General features: G+C 69.5%; 16 protein-coding genes. 13 read left to right on the top strand and 3 right to left on the bottom strand.

Annotated features, from left to right (window positions below; translation table 11 throughout):
• Positions 1-179 precede the first annotated feature (179 nt).
• Positions 180-1,289 carry a phosphatase PAP2 family protein gene (locus JGS22_RS17560; RefSeq protein WP_372454318.1) on the bottom strand — a complete coding sequence of 370 codons (1,110 nt, stop codon included), beginning with the start codon at positions 1,287-1,289 and terminating at the stop codon, positions 180-182.
• Between the two features lie 167 nt (positions 1,290-1,456).
• Positions 1,457-2,488, bottom strand: coding sequence for a LacI family DNA-binding transcriptional regulator (locus JGS22_RS17565; protein ID WP_211038232.1), 1,032 nt, complete (start codon positions 2,486-2,488; stop codon positions 1,457-1,459).
• 242 nt (positions 2,489-2,730) lie between these two features.
• Here JGS22_RS17565 and JGS22_RS17570 point away from each other — a divergent pair, with 242 nt between their 5' ends.
• The 5 genes from JGS22_RS17570 to JGS22_RS17590 all read left to right on the top strand — a co-directional run bounded on the left by JGS22_RS17570 (position 2,731) and on the right by JGS22_RS17590 (position 8,781).
• The gene (locus JGS22_RS17570) at positions 2,731-4,323 is read left to right on the top strand and encodes an ABC transporter substrate-binding protein (RefSeq protein ID WP_211038231.1); all 1,593 of its coding nucleotides are present in this window, start codon (positions 2,731-2,733) and stop codon (positions 4,321-4,323) included.
• Positions 4,320-5,264: an ABC transporter permease gene (locus JGS22_RS17575; RefSeq protein ID WP_211038230.1), complete on the top strand. Its 945-nt coding sequence runs from the start codon at positions 4,320-4,322 to the stop codon at positions 5,262-5,264. The genes JGS22_RS17570 and JGS22_RS17575 overlap by 4 nt, the downstream gene beginning before the upstream one ends.
• Positions 5,265-5,266: 2 nt before the next feature.
• Positions 5,267-6,160: an ABC transporter permease gene (locus tag JGS22_RS17580; protein ID WP_211038229.1), complete on the top strand. Its 894-nt coding sequence runs from the start codon at positions 5,267-5,269 to the stop codon at positions 6,158-6,160.
• A gap of 63 nt (positions 6,161-6,223) precedes the next feature.
• Positions 6,224-7,057: a creatininase family protein gene (locus JGS22_RS17585; RefSeq protein ID WP_236073192.1), complete on the top strand. Its 834-nt coding sequence runs from the start codon at positions 6,224-6,226 to the stop codon at positions 7,055-7,057.
• Between the two features lie 53 nt (positions 7,058-7,110).
• Positions 7,111-8,781, top strand: a complete 1,671-nt coding sequence (locus JGS22_RS17590; protein WP_211038227.1) for an ABC transporter ATP-binding protein — start codon at positions 7,111-7,113, stop codon at positions 8,779-8,781.
• A gap of 28 nt (positions 8,782-8,809) precedes the next feature.
• Here the strand turns inward: JGS22_RS17590 and JGS22_RS17595 are convergent, their stop codons facing one another.
• A complete protein-coding gene (locus JGS22_RS17595) occupies positions 8,810-9,490 on the bottom strand; it encodes a GntR family transcriptional regulator (RefSeq protein ID WP_211038226.1) in 681 nt (226 codons plus the stop codon).
• Between the two features lie 54 nt (positions 9,491-9,544).
• On the opposite strand from JGS22_RS17595, the gene JGS22_RS17600 reads away from it, so the two are divergent.
• The 8 genes from JGS22_RS17600 (at position 9,545) to JGS22_RS17635 (ending at position 17,849) form a co-directional block, all read left to right on the top strand.
• A complete protein-coding gene (locus tag JGS22_RS17600) occupies positions 9,545-10,309 on the top strand; it encodes an HpcH/HpaI aldolase family protein (RefSeq protein WP_211038224.1) in 765 nt (254 codons plus the stop codon).
• Positions 10,310-10,326: 17 nt separating this feature from the next.
• Positions 10,327-11,121 (top strand): carbon-nitrogen hydrolase family protein, encoded by a 795-nt coding sequence (locus JGS22_RS17605; RefSeq protein WP_211038222.1) that lies wholly within the window; start codon positions 10,327-10,329, stop codon positions 11,119-11,121.
• A 284-nt stretch (positions 11,122-11,405) separates the two neighbouring features.
• Positions 11,406-12,674 carry an extracellular solute-binding protein gene (locus JGS22_RS17610; RefSeq protein ID WP_211038221.1) on the top strand — a complete coding sequence of 423 codons (1,269 nt, stop codon included), beginning with the start codon at positions 11,406-11,408 and terminating at the stop codon, positions 12,672-12,674.
• Positions 12,675-12,726: 52 nt separating this feature from the next.
• Entirely contained in the window at positions 12,727-12,924 is a 198-nt protein-coding gene (locus tag JGS22_RS17615; RefSeq protein ID WP_211038219.1) for a hypothetical protein, read from the top strand.
• A 205-nt stretch (positions 12,925-13,129) separates the two neighbouring features.
• Positions 13,130-14,011 (top strand): carbohydrate ABC transporter permease, encoded by an 882-nt coding sequence (locus tag JGS22_RS17620; protein WP_236074076.1) that lies wholly within the window; start codon positions 13,130-13,132, stop codon positions 14,009-14,011.
• A 5-nt stretch (positions 14,012-14,016) separates the two neighbouring features.
• A complete protein-coding gene (locus tag JGS22_RS17625) occupies positions 14,017-14,997 on the top strand; it encodes a sugar ABC transporter permease (protein ID WP_211038217.1) in 981 nt (326 codons plus the stop codon).
• Positions 14,998-15,111: 114 nt separating this feature from the next.
• A complete protein-coding gene (locus JGS22_RS17630; RefSeq protein WP_211038215.1) occupies positions 15,112-16,794 on the top strand; it encodes a glycoside hydrolase family 13 protein in 1,683 nt (560 codons plus the stop codon).
• Positions 16,791-17,849, top strand: coding sequence for a LacI family DNA-binding transcriptional regulator (locus JGS22_RS17635; protein ID WP_211038341.1), 1,059 nt, complete (start codon positions 16,791-16,793; stop codon positions 17,847-17,849). The genes JGS22_RS17630 and JGS22_RS17635 overlap by 4 nt, the downstream gene beginning before the upstream one ends.
• Positions 17,850-18,039 lie beyond the last annotated feature (190 nt).

Consider the following 18,039-nt stretch of genomic DNA (forward strand, 5'->3'; position numbering starts at 1 on the left):
CGGAGGACGGGTACGGAGTGGGGCGGTGCGGGGTCTCCCGCACCGCCCCACTCCGCACCACGCCACGCCTGTCCGCGGCCTGCGGTACGACCGACCGGCTGCGACTTCTGCTGCGGCTTCTGCGGCAGATCGGCCTGCGACTTCTCCGCCTACGACTTCTCGGGCTGTGACTTCTCCGCCTACGACTTCTCGGGCTCGCCCTCGGCGTGCTGCGCACCCACCGCCGAGGCGCCCACCGGCATACGGGCACCGCGCTCGGTGTGCTCGGTGCGTTCCGGGCGCCCCGCCCGCTCGCCGTGCTCGCGCTGTGCGCGCCCGGGCGCCGGTACGGTGACCGCCGCCGGTGCGGGCTCCTTCGGCGCGGGCTCCCGGGGCGCCGCGACGTCCGCCGGGGCGGGGGGCGTCGCGGCTGTGGTCTGCGGCACCGCCGCTGGGCCCTCGGACGCATCCCGCCGCGTTCCGGGCCCCTCGCGCTCCGCGAACGTCGCGGGCAGCTGCTGGGGGTGGGCACGGAACCACCAGCGGGCGAGACCGAAACCGAAGCCGAGGCAGAGCAGACCGCCGACCGCGTCCAGCCAGAAGTGGTTGGCGGTGGCGACGATCACGACCAGCGTCACCGCGGGGTAAAGCACACCGAGCACCTTGACCCAGCGGCGCTTGGCCAGCAGCAGGATGATCACCCCGCACCACGCAGACCAGCCGATGTGCATCGAGGGCATCGCCGCGTACTGGTTCGAGACGTTCGCCATGTCGCCGGAGGCCATCGAGCCCCAGGTGCCGTGGACGACGACGGTGTCGACGAAGTCCATGCCGTCCATCAGACGGGGCGGCGCCAGCGGGTAGAAGTAGTAGCCGACCAGGGCCACCGCGGTGGTCGCGAAGAGCGTGGTGCGCACGGCGGCGTAGCGTCCCGGCTGGCGGCGGTAGATCCACACCAGCACGGCTATGGTCACCACGAAGTGCAGCGTGGCGTAGTAGTAGTTCATGCCGACGATCAGCCAAGTGACGTCGTTGAACGCGTGGTTGACCGTGCGCTCGAAGGCCAGGCCCATGGCGTCCTGGGCGTCCCAGATCCAGCGGGCGTGGTTCTGCGCGGTCGCCTCGTGCTCCGGCACCGCGTTGCGGATGAGCGAGTAGACCCAGTAACTGACGCCGATCAGCGCGATCTCGAACCAGATGCGCGGCCGACGCGGCGAGCGGTCCTGCAGCGCGCGGCGCACCCTCCGCCCGAGCGCACTCGGAACTCCCCCCGACTGTGACGCCTGTTGTTCGGCGTCCGGCATCGCAATGGCCACCCGTTCTTCATCCCCAGGTCTCGTGGTCGGTGCCCCCATGACGGATCAGTCTGCCAGACCGGCCCGTTCCTCCGATCATCCCCCAGGTGGGTCTTCCTCGCCCGCTCTCCTCCGAAGGTGCTATTGGTTCCCCGACCTCCGGCAGAGGCTGCGGAACGGTGTCAGAGGCGTCGATGAGCGGTCCGCGCAGAGGCAGTTGAACCGCGTACGACAAGCTCGGGATGGAAGACGAACTCGGTGTGCGGCGTCGGGGTACCGCCCACGTCCTCCAGCAGTGCGCGCACCGCCGCCTGCCCCATGGCGGTGACCGGCTGTCGAACGGTGGTCAACGGCGGGTCGGTGAACGCGATCAGCGGGGAGTCGTCGAAGCCGACGACCGACAGCTCGCGCGGTACGTCCAGGCCGGCTTGGCGCGCCGCGCGCACGACGCCCAGCGCCATCATGTCGCTCGCGCACACCACCGCGGTCGCACCGCGGGCGAGCAGCGCGCCCGCGGCGACCTGGCCGCCCTCCAGGGTGTACAGAGAGTGCTCGACCAACTCCTCGGCGCCGTCGCCGGTCAGGCCGAGATGCTCGTCCAGGGCGGCCAGGTACCCCTCGCGCTTGCGCTGGACCGGGACGAAGCGTGCCGGACCGAGAGCGAGCCCGATCCGCTCGTGCCCGAGGGAGACGAGGTGGCCGACGGCCAGGTGCATCGCCGCGCGGTCGTCCGGCGAGACGAAGGGTGCGCGCACCGCGGGGGAGAAGCCGTTGATGAGGACGAACGGCACTCCCTGGGCGCGCAGCCTCTCGTAGCGCTGGGTGCCGGCCGTGGTGTCGGCGTGCAGGCCGGAGACGTAGATGATGCCCGCGACGCCGCGGTCCACCAGCATCTCCGTCAGCTCGTCCTCGGTGGAACCGCCGGGGGTCTGGGTGGCGAGCACCGGGGTGTAGCCCTGGCGGGTCAGCGCCTGCGAGATCACCTGGGCGAACGCCGGGAAGATCGGGTTCTCCAGCTCGGGCGTGATCAGGCCGACCAGCCCGGCGCTGCGCTGCCGCAGCCGCGGCGGGCGCTCGTACCCCAGGAGGTCGAGCGCGGTGAGTACGGAGTCCCGGGTGGCCGCGGCGACGCCGGGCTTGCCGTTGAGCACCCGGCTGACCGTCGCCTCGCTGACCCCCGCCTGGGCTGCGATGTCAGCTAGTCGTGCGGTCACATCCCGGACTGTACCGGCCGTATCGCCCGCTGCCCACAGCGAGTTGGTGCCCGTGACCGAGGGGGCGAGGGGCCGAGGCGTGCGGCGGGTCGAGCAGCGGACGACGTTTCTCTCCGGTCGAGTGGACTCGCGCACGCCGAGAGCGTTGACCGTCACGTGGACGCCATGTATACATGCGCCATACATGGCCGGTTCTGATCGGCGAAACGAGTCAGCGTCAAGCCCTGAGAGGCGGAGATGGCATGACGATGATGAACAGGCGGAGATTCCTCGCCGGCGCGACCGCCGCGCTCGGAACGTCCACCCTGGCGGCCTGCGGCGGCCCGGTGTCCCTGCCTCAGTCCTTGGAGTCCGTGGCGCCCGGTGCGCGCGGTGAACCCCGTCGTGGCGGCGTCCTCTATTTCGGACTGTCGACCGATCCGGCCAACCTCGATCCGCACGTGAGCACCGGTAGTGCCTCGGACTACCTGCGTCAGATGTCCTACAACGGGCTGCTCCAGTACGACGGCGACGGCGAGATCGTCGCCGACCTGGCCGCCGACCACGGTTGGTCGGATCGGACCACCTACAAAGTCACGCTGCGCCCCGAAGTCTCGTTCCACGACGGCTCGTTGCTCACCGCTGAGGACGTCGTCTTCTCGTTCCGGCGGATACTGGACGAGAAGACGGTGGCGACCTCCGGGCCACTGCTCGACATGGTGGAGACGGTCGAGGCCGCGGACCGGCGTACGGTCGTCTTCCGGCTGAAGCAGCCCGACGTCACGCTGCCCTTCGCGCTCGCTGCGCCGTCGTCCAACATCGTCTCGAAGAAGTGGATCGAGTCGGGCGCCGACACCAAGACCCAGGTGATGGGTACGGGCCCCTTCCGGTTCGTCGAGCGCATCCCCGGAGTCAGCACCACCTTCGTACGGTTCGACGACTACTTCGAGCCAGAGCTTCCGTACCTCAACGCCATCGTCTTCCAGCCCATGGCCGACGACTACGCCCGGGTGACGGCTCTGCGCACCGCGACAGTCGACATGATCGACTACGTCCCCGCGACCCACGTCGACGTGATAACCGAGAACCCGCGACTGCGGTTCGTCTCCGACAGCAGCTTCGGCTTCGGCTTCGTCGGATTCGTGACCACCCAACCCCCCTTCGACGACGTACGCGTCCGCAAGGCGATCGCGCTGTCCATCAACCGGCCCTCCGTTCTTGAGACCGCCATGCTCGGGCACGGCAAGCCCATCGACGGCTCGCTGATGCCCAGTGCGTTCGCCCGCTACCCGCGCAAGCTCGACCGGACCCTGCGCTACGACCCGGAGCAGGCCAGATATCTGCTGAAACGCGCGGGGCAGGAGGGACTGGCACTGCCGGTGGTGACGACCAGCTCGTACTCCGTCATCGCACGGCCCGCCCAGTCCATGCTCCCCGGGCTCCGTGCGGCAGGGCTCCGCGTCAACCTCAACCAGCAGGAGTGGCTGACCTTCAGGGCCAGCGTCGAGGCCAGGAAGTTCCCCGTCCACTCCTGGGGCACGGCACCCACCTTCGGGGACCCGGCCGCACTGAAGGACTTCATCGGCAGCGCCGGAACCTTCACCAGGAATCTCGACTTCAAGGACGAGCGCATCGACGAACTTCTCGCCTCAGCACGCAGAACCACGGACCCGGGCCTGCGTGACGAGATGTACCTGGACGTGGAGACGCGGGCGCTCGATCTGCTGCCGATGACGTACACCGTGCGCCGGGAACAGGGCGAAGCACATTCCGACCGGGTCAGGGGCTTTGAGCATCCGCCCAAGGGCGCCTGGACCGGGGTCGCCCTCCGACGCACCTGGATGGAGCGGTCATGACGCGCTTCCTCCTTCAGCGACTCGGGCAAGCGGTGGCCCAGCTCCTGATCGTGGGCAGCATCGTGTTCTTCCTGGTCCGGCTGATCCCCGGCGATCCGGCGAGAGCCGCGCTCGGCGAGACGGCGACCGAGGAGCAGGTCGCCCAGACCCGTGAGGCGATGCACCTCAACGACTCCTTCGCGAGCCAGTTCTTCGGGTTCTGGGGGCGGCTCTTCCAAGGCGACCTCGGCACCTCCCTCGTCAGCGGGCGTGAGGTCATGCAGGATCTCCCGTCCCGGCTCGGCAACTCCCTCGAACTCGTACTGGTCTCGCTGGCCCTGGCGCTGCTGATCGGTGTCCTCCTCGGGCGAATCGCGGCCACCCGTGCGGACAGGCCGGCCGACCACGCACTGGTCGCCGGGTCGATCCTCGGAATCTCGCTGCCGGTGTTCGTCGTCGGTGCGCTGCTCCTGATGGTCTTCGCGATCCTCTACCCGATCCTGCCGCCCCAGAGGTTCACCTCGCCCCTCGAGGATCCGCTGACGCATCTGCAGACTCTCGTCCTGCCCGTGGTGACGCTCACCGCTGCCTCGTGCGCCGTGATCACCCGCATGACCAGGTCCGCGATGCTTGAGACGTTGACCGCCGATTACGTGCGGACGGCCCGGTCCAAGGGCCTCGTCGAGTCGAAGGTGGTCAACCGGCACGCGCTGCGTACGGCGATGGTGCCGGTCGTGTCCACGGCGACCGTCGAACTGACCACGCTCATCGGCAGCACGGTGCTCGTGGAGACCATCTTCGGCTGGCCCGGCGTGAGTTCGCTGCTGATGGACGCAGTCGGGCAACGTGACTACCCGGTCATTCAGGCCGTGGTGCTCTCCGTCGCCACCATCGTGATCCTCGTCAACCTGATCGGCGATCTGGTTGTGCGGTTCCTCGACCCAAGGACGGAGGAGAGCTGACCATGTCGACTGCAGAGCAACTCCCGGTTCAGCTGCCGCCCGAGACGCCCTCGCGCGAGCGAAAGGGCTGGCGCAGCTTCGCACGACGGGTGGTGACCAACCGCCGTACCGCCATCGCGGGCGGGTTCCTCCTGTTCGTCGCAGCAGTCGCGCTGCTCGCTCCGCTGATCACCCCGCACGACTACCGCGACATCGTGGACAAGCCGTTGACATCCGGCGGCGCCCTGGGAGTCGACGACTACGGCCGTGACGTCCTGTCGCGCCTGCTCATCGGCCTGCGCACCTCACTGTCGGTCGCGCTCTCGGCCGTGCTGGTCGCCGGTGTCGTCGGCGTCACCCTCGGCCTGGTGGCCGGCTATGCGGGCCGGGTGGCCTCCACGCTCATCATGCGCGGCATCGACGTCCTGCTCAGCTTTCCGCCCATCGTGCTGGCGATTGCCGTGGTCGCCGTGCTGGGGCCGAAGCTGGTCAACGTCGTCCTCGTCATCGGGGTGCTCTACATCCCGAGATTCACCAGGATCGTCTACAGCCAGGTGCTGACGATCCGCAATCTGGAGTACGTCGAAGCCGCCCAGGTCATGGGCGCCAGGCCGACGTCCCTCCTGCTGCGCACCATCCTGCCCAACGTGGCGGCACCGATCATCGTGCAGCTCAGCCTCTCGGTGAGCTTCGCGATCCAGATGGAAGCCGGTCTGAGCTTCCTCGGCCTCGGCGCCCAACCGCCACTCCCGTCGCTGGGAACGATGGTCGGCTCCGGCCGGGACTTCCTGGAAGTCCAGCCCACGCTGCTCATCTACCCCTCGATCCTCATCGTCCTCGTTGTCCTCGCCCTGAACGTCTTCGGGGACGGCATGCGCGACCTGCTCGACCCCCGGCGTCGCGGCCGCACTTCCTGATCAACCGACACCAAGCCGCCGGCGCCCGGGGCCTCACCGGTCGTCCGCCGCGAAAGGACCGAAATGACCGACTCGACCGACTCGACCGGCCCCACCGTACCCATGCCCTCCACGCACCGAATCGGAGAGCTCTCCTGGACCCAGGTCAAGGCGCTTGCGGCTCAGGACCCGGTCGTCCTGCTGCCCATCGGAGCCATCGAGCAGCACGGACCCCACCTGCCGGTCCACGAGGACTCGATCGTCGCCGAATGGGTCGCCGACCGTCTCGCACGCGAGAACGGGTACTACGTCGCGCCGGCGCTCAACTACGGCCACTCGGGCACGTTCCGCGGCTACCCGGGCAACCTTTCGCTCAGCCAGGCGACGCTGCGCAACGTGACGTACGAGATCATCGAGGCGCTCGTGCAGTCAGGCTTCAGCCGCATCGTCATCGTCGACAACAACGGCGGCAACGTCGGGCCGGTGACCGGAGCCAGTCTCGACGCCCGGCGCGACCTCGGTGTCCTCATCGGGCACCTCTACCCGTGGCAGCTGGGCTACGCGCTGATGCGCGACGTGTACGAGGACCCCGGCGCCGCCTACGGTCACGGCGCGGAGCCCGAGCACTCGGCGATGCTCGCGATGTTCCCCGAGCAGGTGCAGCGAGAGCTGGCCGTTGCCGGCGGCCTGGAGTCCGCCGGCGGCTGGACGCCCACGAGCTACACCGAGGCAGCCGTTCCCGGCTTCACGGTCCCCGGCACCGTCTTCTGGGACTTCTCCGAGGTCAGCCCCACCGGGTGCACGGGCGACGTCAGCCTGGGCAACGCCGCTACGGGCGAGATCTGGATCGAGAGAGTCCTCGGTTTCTGCGCGGCCTACCTCCGTGAGTACGACAAGAACACCTCCGGCGAGCGGTGATCCCTTCGCGTCCGCCACGGCACACGCCCGGCCCAGCTCTGTGAGGAGACGGCATGACAACAGATACGACCGACCGGGAGCCGGTGCTGTCCGTCGACCGGCTCGCGGTTGATTTTCAGATCTCCGGCGCCTGGACGCCCGCCGTCAAGGACGTCAGCTTCTCCGTCGACAGAGGAGAGGTCGTGGCGCTGGTGGGCGAGTCCGGCTCCGGCAAGTCGGTCACCTCGCTGTCGGTGCTCGGCCTGCTGGGGCAGAACGCACGGACCCGGGGCGCGATCAGCTTCGGCGGGGTCGAGCTGCTCGGTCTCGGTGGTGAGGAACTGCGCGCGCTGCGCGGCAAACGCATCGCGATGATCTTCCAGGAGCCGATGACGGCGCTCAACCCCGTGTACACCGTGGGCCGCCAGATCATCGAGGCGATCCGCTGCCACGAGCGCGTGACGAAGGACCAGGCCAGGGCCCGTGCTCTGGAGTTGCTGCGGAAGGTGGGCATCCCCGAGCCCGAGCGCCGTATCGACAGCTATCCGCACCAGCTCTCCGGCGGGCAGCGGCAACGGGCGATGATCGCGATGGCCGTGTCGGGCTCGCCGGAGGTCCTGATCGCCGATGAGCCGACGACAGCGCTCGACGTCACCGTCCAGGCCGAGATCCTCGAACTGCTGCGGTCGCTGCGCAAGGACCTCGGTCTCGCCGTCGTCATCATCACGCACGACATGGGAGTGGTGGCTGACATCGCCGACCGCGTCATCGTGATGAGACAGGGCGAGGTGGTCGAACAGGCCCCGGTGAGACGGCTGTTCGCCGATCCGCAGCATCCGTACACCCGGAAGCTGCTCGCCGCCGTGCCGAGGAGGAACGCACCCGGGCGCGCCGGGGAGCCCACCGAGCAGGAGGACACGCACGCCGGCGAGGTACTGCGCGTCACGGACCTGGACGTCGAGTACCCGGGCGGTCTGGGGCGCAAGAGCTTCAAGGCCGTCCACGGCGTCAACCTCACCGTGGACAGGGGTCGGATCCTCGGCCTGGTGGGCGAGTCCGGCTCAGGCAAGTCGACGATCGGACGGGCCATCGTCGGTCTCGTGCGGGCGACCGCCGGATCCGTGGAGATCTCCGGGCGCGACGTCACCCATCTCAAGGGCAAGGAGCTCCGGGCTTTCCGCCGGAGGTACTCGATGGTCTTCCAGGACCCGGGCTCCTCGCTCAACCCCCGGCTCTCCATCGGCGACTCGATCGCCGCCCCCATGGTCATCAACCGTCAGGCGGACCGATCGGCCGTACGGGGCCGGGTGCGTACGCTGCTGGAACAGGTCGAGCTGCCGACGGGTTGGGCCGACCGGTTCCCGCACGAGCTGTCGGGCGGCCAGCGACAACGCATCGGCATCGCGCGGGCGTTGGCGCTGGAACCCGAGCTGCTCATCGCGGACGAGCCCACATCGGCGCTCGACGTCTCCGTCCAGGCCACCGTGCTGCGGCTGCTCCAGGAACTCCAGGAGCGGCTCGGATTCTCCTGCCTGTTCATCAGCCACGACCTCGGCGTGGTGCAGTCGCTCGCGCACGAGGTCGCGGTACTTCAGCACGGCAGGCTGGTCGAACGGGGCCCGGCCACGGACGTACTGACCCGGCCGCGGTCCGACTACACCCGGCGGCTGGTCGCGGCCGCCCCCGTGCCCGACCCCGACGAACAGGCGGAACGCCGCAGCGCGTGGCGGGCGATGGCGGTATGAGGCCGGCTCGGCCGAGGCGGACGGCGCGTCACCGCAGGTGCGAGATGACCTGCTCGTCCGGGTTCAGGTGTCGGCGAAGTGTGGTCGACGCGGTCTCGAAGTCGTGGACGGTCAGCGCGTCCAGGAGCGTGCGGTGCTCCGGGTTGATGACTCTCAGACGCCGCGGACGCAGGGACACCGCGCTGACCGCGATCCGCTGGTGCCGCGACTGGAGGCTTCGGAAGAGGTCGATCAGTACGCCGTTCCCACTCGCCTTGACGAACGAGAAATGGAAGAAGAAGTCCAGCGTCGCGTGCCTGGCGATGGCGTCCCGGTCGCCGGCCCAGCACCGCTCCAGCTGCTCCGGGTCCTCCATCCGGTCGAGGTGCTCGTGGAGACCCGGGGGCAGCTCGGCGCGTTTGTCACACAGGAGTTTGAAGCCGTGGATCTCCAGGACCTGGCGCATCTCGTACGTCTCGAAGAGCTCCCTGGCCGTCACGCTGCGCACCTGGGCTCCGCGCCTGGGCAGCAGCTGGATGTACCCCTCGGCCGCCAGTCGGTGGAATGCCTCCCGCACCGGAGTGCGGGAGACGCCGGCCTCGTCGGAGACCACCTTCTCCTCAAGGAAGGAGCCCTCCGGGAACCGCGAACCCAAAATCGCCTCCTTCGCCCACTGGTACGCCTGGTCACGTGCTGTCGGCGTCGGGCTCTCCCCGGATGACTTGATCATTACCACCCCTTCGAATCGTATACTCAGTGTATACCTGTCCCTCAGAGGAGTTCCATGACGGTCCAACAGGATCGCAGGTATGCTGCCTGGCTTTCGCAACCCGGCTTCGCAGCGGCCGAGATCGTCGCCGAATGCGGATACGGCTCCGTGGTGCTGGACATCGAGCACGGCTCGTTCGACCTCGCGGACCTCGAACGCTTCATCCCCTTTCTGCGGCGGCTGCACCTCGACGTGCTGGCCAAGGTGCTGGGGCCCGAGCGCGAGCCGATCCAGCAGGCGCTCGACTTCGGCGCGAACGCGGTGGTCGTACCGCACGTGGAGAGCGCCTCCCACGCACAGGCGGTGTGTGCCTACGGGAAGTTCCCCCCGCTGGGAGACCGAAGTTTCGCCGGTGGCAGGACGACGAGGTACGGCGGTTTCGACGACGACTGGGTTGCTCGCCAGGACCGGCAGACGCGGATCTATCCCATGATCGAGGACTCCGGCGCCTTCGAGGAGATCGACAAGATCCTTGAACTCCCGGTGGTGGACGGGGTCTTCGTAGGGCCGAGTGATCTCTCCCTGCGCCGCGGGCGCGGCGCCTACACCCGTTCGGAAGGTGACTTCGCCGATCTGGCTGTCATCGCCGCCGCGGCGCGTGCTGCGGGCAAACCGTGGGTGCTTCCCGCCTGGTCGCCTGCCGAGAAGGCATTCGCACTGGAGAACGGTGCCGACCAGGTCGTGCTCACCATGGAACACGGCGCGCTCATGGCCGGTTTCAGGGCGGCGCGCGAACAGATCGACGAGCTGGCCGGCATCGACCGGCAGAACAAACACTGAGAACCCGGAGGAAGACAATGCGCGCCACGGTTGGCCAGTTCAGCGCCGGCACCGACAAGAAACTCAACCTGGAGGCGGTCACCGACCTGGTGGCGCAGGCCGCGGGGCAGGGGGCCGACCTCGTCGTCCTGCCCGAGAACAGCATGTACGCCAACCCGGACACCAAGGCCGACATCTCGCCGTACACCGAGGCTGTGGACGGGCCGTTCGCCACCGCGGTCGCTGACCTCGCCAGGAAGCACCGTCTCGCGGTCGTCGCCGGGATGTCCGAGACCGACCCCGAGGGCGAGGGCAGGGCGAACAACGCGGTGATCGCCTTCGACCGGGAGGGGGCCTCGCTCGGCGTCTACCGGAAGGTGCACCTGTACGACGCCTTCGGCTACCGGGAGTCGGACCGCATCAGGCCGCACCGGCCCTCTCCGCTGGTCCTCACCCTGGACGGTCTGACGTTCGGCGTCATGACCTGCTACGACCTGCGCTTCCCCGAGATGGCGCGGTTCCTCGTCGACGCCGGCGCGCAGGCCCTGATCGTGCCCGCCGCCTGGGTCGTCGGTCCGGCCAAGGAGGACCACTGGACGACTCTCGCCCGAGCCCGGGCGATCGAGAACACCGCTTACATGCTGGCCAGCGGGCAGACCGGGCCCGTATGCACGGGGCAGAGCCTGATCGTCGACCCGATGGGGCACACGGTGGCTTCCGCCGGCGAGTCTCCCGGGGTGGCGACCGGCGTGCTTGAGGCCGCGCGGGTGGAGACCGTCAGGGTCCGCAACCCCAGTCTGGCCAACCGCAGGTTCGCCGTGACGTACGGCTGACGGGGCAGCCGGTGAAACGGCAGTGAGTGCAGGGGTGTTGCCGCGCCTGATGGGGGCGCGGCAACACCCCTGTTCTGTCTGCGTCATGGAACGCCCGCGTGCTGACGAGCAAGATTCCTTGCAGAAAATTGCCGCAAGGTCTTTCGGATGGCTTGCGGCCCTGTTAATTTCCTCGCAGCCCGGCGCCGCGAAGGTGCGGCCCGTGGGGAAGTGGGCGAAGCGCCGCGTGCTGGAAGCCGGCAGCGTACGACCCCGGATCGGGCGAATCACGGGAGGACTTGATCATGCGGCGTGGGATAGCGACCACCGCGGTGGTTGCGGCACTGGCTCTGTCGGCAACGGCTTGCGGGGGCGGCGACAGCGACAACCAGTCCGGCGGTTCCGGCGAGATCGCGGGGACCGTCACGTTCTGGGACACCTCGAACGAGGCCGAGCAGGGCGTCTACAAGAAGATCGCCGAGGACTTCACCAAGAAGCACCCCAAGGTGAAGGTCAAGCACGTCAGCGTGGACTTCGGCGAGGCGAACAACAAGTTCAAGAACGCCGCGGGCGGCAACGCCGGCGCACCCGACGTGATGCGCACCGAGGTAGCCTGGGTCGCCGACTTCGCCAACCTCGGCTACCTCGCCCCGCTTGACGGCACCCCCGCCGTCGAGGGCAAGGACGACTTCCTCAAAACCGCCTGGGGCAGCACCCAGTTCGACGGCAAGACCTACGCAGTGCCGCAGGTCACCGACACCCTGGCGCTCTTCTACAACAAGCGCCTGCTGAAGAAGGCCGGTGTCGAGGTGCCGGAGTCGCTGGACGACATCAAGCGCGACGCCGGGAAGATCAAGGACAAGACCGGCGCCACGGCCCTCTACCTGCGCGGCGACGACCCGTACTGGTTCCTGCCGTACCTGTACGGCGAGGGCGGCGACATGGTGGACGCCGACGCCAAGCAGGTCACCATCGACCAGGCGCCCGGCGTGCGGGCGTTCGAGCAGATGAAGTCCCTGGTCGACTCGAAGGCGGCCATCACCGACCTCTCCGACGGCTGGGACAACGGCCAGTCCGCGTTCAAGAACGGCGACGCGGCCATGCAGGTCAACGGCCCGTGGGCGATCGAGGACTCGCTGGCCGGCAAGGAGTTCAAGGACAAGGACAACCTCGGTGTCGCCGCCGTTCCGGCCGGCGACAAGGCGCAGGGCTCCCCGCAGGGCGGCTGGAACCTCTCGGTCTACGCCGGCTCCAAGAACCTGGACGCCTCCTACGAGTTCGCCAAGTACATGGGCTCGGCCGAGGTGCAGGAGCGCACCACCAAGGAGCTCAGCCTGCTGCCGACCCGCAAGTCGGTGTACGAGACGGAGGAGGTGAAGAACAACGAGATGGTCGAGTTCTTCAAGCCGGCCGTCGAGAAGGCGGTGCAGCGTCCCTGGATCGCCCAGGGCAACTCGCTCTTCGAGCCCATCAAGGTCTCGCAGCAGGAGGTCCTCTCCGGCCGCACCTCGCCGAGCGACGCGGCCAAGGACGTCGGCAAGGCCTACCGCAAGATTCTGAAGGACTGGAAGTAGGCCCCGGCGTCCGGCGGGGCTCGCTCCCCCCGGACCGACCGGAGCCGGGTACGTGCGGCCGTGGAACCTGACGGCCACGGGCGCACGTACCGCGACGCGCACACGCGTCACCAGCGGCGCGCACGTCGTGTGCGCCGCTGGTGACGCTTCGCACGACGCCGTACCGCACGACGCCGTACCGCAGGACGCCGTACCGGCCGCGGGGCTGACGCGCGTACCGGTGAAGGGCGTCGCAGAGCAGCAGGCGTGAGAAGTGCGCGCGGACCGCACGCGAACAACGGCGGCGCGCGCCCGAGATGGGAAGGACGACCCGACACGTGGCGAAGACCATGCAGTCGGCGGCGGAGACCGACGAGGCCGACGAGCGCTCAGGCGGCCCGCCCCCCGCAGGCAAGGGCGGCGGTCGCGCCCCCGGGCCACTGCGCCGCCGGCTGAGCAGGCACTGGTACGCGTGGATGATGATCGCCCCGGTGGCGCTCGTGATCGCGGTGATCGTCGGCTACCCGCTGGCGCGCGGACTCTTCCTCTCGTTCACCGACGCCAACGAGGCGAACGTCGAGCGGACCATCGGCGTCAACACCATCGAGGCAACCTACGAGTTCGTCGGCCTCGACAACTACGCGGCCATCCTCGGCGACAGCATGTTCTGGGGCCGGCTGGGGTGGACGGTCCTGTGGACCGTCGCCTGCGTCAGCCTCACCTTCACCATCGGCCTGACGCTGGCCAACATGCTCAACCGCAAGGTGCGCGGACGTGCGGCCTACCGGATCGCGCTGATCCTGCCCTGGGGCATCCCGGCCTTCGTCTCGGTCTTCGCCTGGCGGCTGCTGTTCAACGAGCGCAACGGCCTGTTCAACGCAGTCCTCGACGGCGGCGGCGTCGAGGGCATCGCCTGGCTGGGAGACCCGACCTGGGCCAAGGTCTCGGTGATCGCGGTCAACGTCTGGATCGGCGTTCCGTTCATGCTCGTCGCCACACTCGGCGCGCTCCAGTCCATCCCCGGCGAGCTGTACGAGGCCGCCGAGATGGACGGCGCGGGCCCGTGGCAGCGGTTCGTCAACATCACGATGCCCGGCATCCGCGCGGTCAGTTCCACAGTGATCCTGCTCAGCACCATCTGGACCTTCAACATGTTCCCGGTGATCTATCTGCTCACCAGGGGCGGGCCGGGCGACTCCTCGGAGATCCTGGTGACCTACGCGTTCCGCCTCGCCTTCCTCGAGAGCCCGCGCGACTTCGCGACCTCGGCCGCCTGGGGTGTCATCATCCTGCTGCTGCTGTCGGCCTTCGCCGTGGTCTACCGCCGTGTCCTCCGCAAGCAGGGAGAGGTGTGGTGAGTACCATGAACACCCCACGGACCAGCACCGATTCGTCCACCGGCCGCTCGGCGCGCAACGGCAGCACCGGCCGTAGCGACAGCGCCGACGGTACCGACAGCGCCGCGTCCGGCGCGGGCGCGAAGCCGAAGAGGCCCGCCCGCCCCGCGGAGTCCGGCAGCCGGCGCCACCGCAGCCCGCTGGCGTCCTTCGGACTCCACGGCGGCCTGCTGCTCGCGGCGTTCATCGCGGTCTTCCCACCGCTGTGGCTGCTGGCGACCTCGTTCAAGCCGAACTCGGACGCCTTCACCCTCGACCCGGTCCGGAACTTCACCTTCGACAACTACAGCCACGTCATCGCCGACACCCACTTCCTGGACTGGTTCGGCAACTCGCTGCTGGTCGTCCTCGGCACCACCGTCATCGGCGTGCTGATCTCCTCCACCACCGGCTACGCGCTCAGCCGCTTCCGCTTCCCCGGGATGCGCCCGCTGATGTGGACGCTGCTCATCACGCAGATGTTCCCGATGGCGGTGCTGATCGTGCCGCTGTACAACCTGATGGCGCAGTTCGGCCTGCTCAACCAGCCGGTCGGACTGATCGTCACGTATCTGACGATCGCGGTGCCGTTCTGCGCCTGGATGATGAAGGGCTTCTTCGACACCATCCCGGTCTCGATCGACGAGTCCGGCCGGGTCGACGGCCTCAGCCCGTTCGGTACGTTCTGGCGGCTGATCATGCCGCTGGCCAAGCCGGGTCTCGCGGTCACCGGCTTCTACACCTTCGTCACCGCCTGGGCGGAGGTCGCCTATGCGACCGCGTTCATGACCGGCGAGGAGAACCTCACGCTCGCGGGCGGACTCCAGACGTTCGTGAACCAGTACTCCGCCGACTGGGGTTCGATGACCGCGGCGGCCGTGATCATCGCCGTACCCGCGGGGATTGTCTTCGGCTTCGCCCAGCGCTACCTGGTCTCCGGAATGACCGCCGGGGCGGTGAAGTCGTGAGCGGGCCGATCCGGCCCAGACCCGGCCGGCCCCGAACAGTCCCGAACTGACCGCGCCGCCTCACCGGCAGCCGGAACGCCGCACCTTGCCGACACCACACTCTCCAGGGATGCCATGACCCAGCACCTCGCCGCACCGGCCACCCCCGCAGCGAACGCCGCGACCACCACGGCGGAGCCCGCCGCGACGTCCGCCGCGACTCCTGCCGCGGGCGGTGCCCCGGACTGGTGGCGCGACGCCGTCATCTACCAGGTCTATCCGCGCTCCTTCGCCGACGGCAACGGCGACGGCATGGGCGACCTCGCCGGTGTCCGCCGGCGGTTGCCGCATCTGGCCGAACTCGGCGTCGACGCCGTCTGGTTGAGCCCGTTCTACGCCTCGCCGCAGGCCGACGCCGGGTACGACGTCGCCGACTACCGCGCCATCGACCCGATGTTCGGCGACCTCACCGACGCGGACGCACTGATCGACGACGCCCACGACCTCGGCCTGAAGATCATCGTCGACCTCGTTCCCAACCACTCCTCCGACCGGCACCAGTGGTTCCGGCAGGCGCTGCGCGAGGGGCCCGGCTCCCCGCTGCGGGACCGCTACCACTTCCGCACCGGCAAGGGCTCCGACGGCGAACTCCCGCCCAACGACTGGGAGTCCATCTTCGGCGGTCCCGCCTGGACCCGCACCACCGACCCCGACGGCACGCCCGGCGACTGGTACCTCCACCTCTTCGCACCCGAGCAGCCCGACTTCAACTGGGACCACCCCGCCGTCCACGACGAGTTCCGCTCGGTGCTGCGCTTCTGGCTCGACATGGGGGTGGACGGCTTCCGCATCGACGTCGCCCACGGCCTGGTCAAGGCCGAGGGCCTGCCCGACATGGGCCGCGGCGAACAGCTCAGACTGCTCGGCAACCAGGTCCTGCCCTTCTTCGACCAGGACGGCGTCCACGAGATCTACCGCTCCTGGCGCACCGTGCTGGAGGAGTACGGCGGCGGGCGCATCGGCGTCGCCGAGGCGTGGACTCCCAGCGCCGACCGCACCGCCCTCTACTTGCGCCCCGACGAACTGCACCAGGCGTTCAACTTCCACTACCTGGGCACCGACTGGGACGCCGCGTCGCTGCGCGCCACCATCGACGAGTCGCTGGACTCCATGCGCACGGTCGGGGCGCCCACGACCTGGGTGCTCTCCAACCACGACGTGGTGCGCCACCGCACCCGCTTCGGCGGGCTGGCCCGGGCCCGCGCCGCGTCGCTGCTGATGCTGGCGCTGCCCGGTTCGGCCTACGTGTACCAGGGCGAGGAGCTCGGACTGCCCGAGGTCCTCGACCTGCCCGACGAGGTGCGCCAGGACCCCTCGTTCTTCAAGGACAACGGCCAGGACGGTCTGCGCGACGGCTGCCGGGTGCCGCTGCCGTGGACGGTCGGGGGCAGCTCGCACGGCTTCGGCGAGGGCGGCAGCTGGCTGCCGCAGCCCGAGGGCTGGGGCGAGCTGAGCGTCGAGGCCCAGCAGGGCGATCCGGACTCCACCCTGGAGCTCTACCGCACGGCGCTCACCGTCCGCCGCGACCACCCCGATCTCGGTGCGGGCGACGCGGTCCAGTGGCTGGCAGCGCCCGAGGGCGTGCTCGCCCTGCGCCGCGGCGCCTTCCTCTGCGCGGCCAACACCACCGGCGCGGCAGTGCCGTTGAGCACCCTGGACGGACTCCCGGCCGAGCGGCGCACCCTGCTGGCCAGCGGCCCCTTCGCCGACGCCGACGCACTGCTGCCCGCCGACACGGTCGTCTGGTGGACCGTATGACCTCGCTCGACACCGACCGCGCCCCGGACCCGGCACCCGCCGTGTCCGGGCGCGGTGTGTCCACCGCCCGCCTCGCCGACATCGCGGCCCAGGCGTCGGTGAGCGAGGCGACGGTCAGCCGGGTCCTCAACGGCAAGGCGGGGGTCGCCTCCGGCACCCGGCAGAAGGTCCTCGCCGCGCTCGACGTACTCGGCTACGACCGCCCCGTGCGACTGCGCCAACGCAGCGCGGGACTGGTCGGGTTGGTCATCCCCGAGCTCACCAACCCGATCTTCCCCGCCTTCGCGCAGGTCATCGAGCAGTCGCTCTCGGGCTACGGGTACACCCCGGTGCTCGGCACCCAGATGCCCGGCGGCGCCACCGAGGCCGAGCTGGTCGACCAGCTCGTCGAACGCGGCGTCACCGGCATCATCTTCCTCTCCGGACTGCACGCGGACCTCTCCAGCGACCCCGCGCGCTACGACCGGCTGGCCGGTCGCGGCGTACCGTTCGTGCTGGTCAACGGGTACAACGAGGCGGTCGCCGCGCCGTTCGTCTCGCCCGACGACCGGGCCGCGGCCCGCATCGCCGTACGGCACCTGACCGACCTGGGGCACCAGCGCATCGGACTGGCGGTCGGGCCCGGCCGCTTCGTGCCCGCCGCCCGCAAGGCCGAGGGGTTCGCACGGGCGTTGGAGGAGGCGGGTGCCCAGGGGGAGGTGCGGCACACGCTGTTCACCGTCGAGGGCGGCCACGCGGCTGCCGGCTCGCTCCTGGACGCGGGCTGCACGGGCATCGTCTGCGGCAGCGACCTGATGGCGCTCGGGGTGGTGCGTGCCGCAAGGGAGCGGGGGCTCGACGTACCGCGTCAGCTGTCGGTGGTCGGCTACGACGACTCCGAGCTGATCGCCTTCACCGACCCGCCGCTCACCACCGTGCGCCAGCCCGTACGGGCGATGGCCAACGCCGCGGTGCAGACGCTGCTGGAGGAGATCGGCGGATCGCCGGTGCCGCACGCGGAGTTCGTCTTCCAGCCCGAACTGGTGGTGCGCGCCTCCACGGCGGCGGCGCGGTAGCTCTGCGCCGCTTCCGAGGCCCCGTGCGCCCGGGGCGTACCTGTCGCCGACGCCGCGACGTGCGTGCGGGGCACGCACCGAGGAGGGTCGGTGCGTGCCCCGCGTCGCGCCGGTGCCCGACCGGATGTGTCACCGCCCGGTCGGGGCGGCGGATCCGTGGGCGAGGGGCGACGCGCTGTGGATGGTGCGG

It is taken from the genome of Streptomyces tardus (assembly GCF_018101125.2).
GTDB lineage: Bacteria > Actinomycetota > Actinomycetes > Streptomycetales > Streptomycetaceae > Streptomyces > Streptomyces tardus.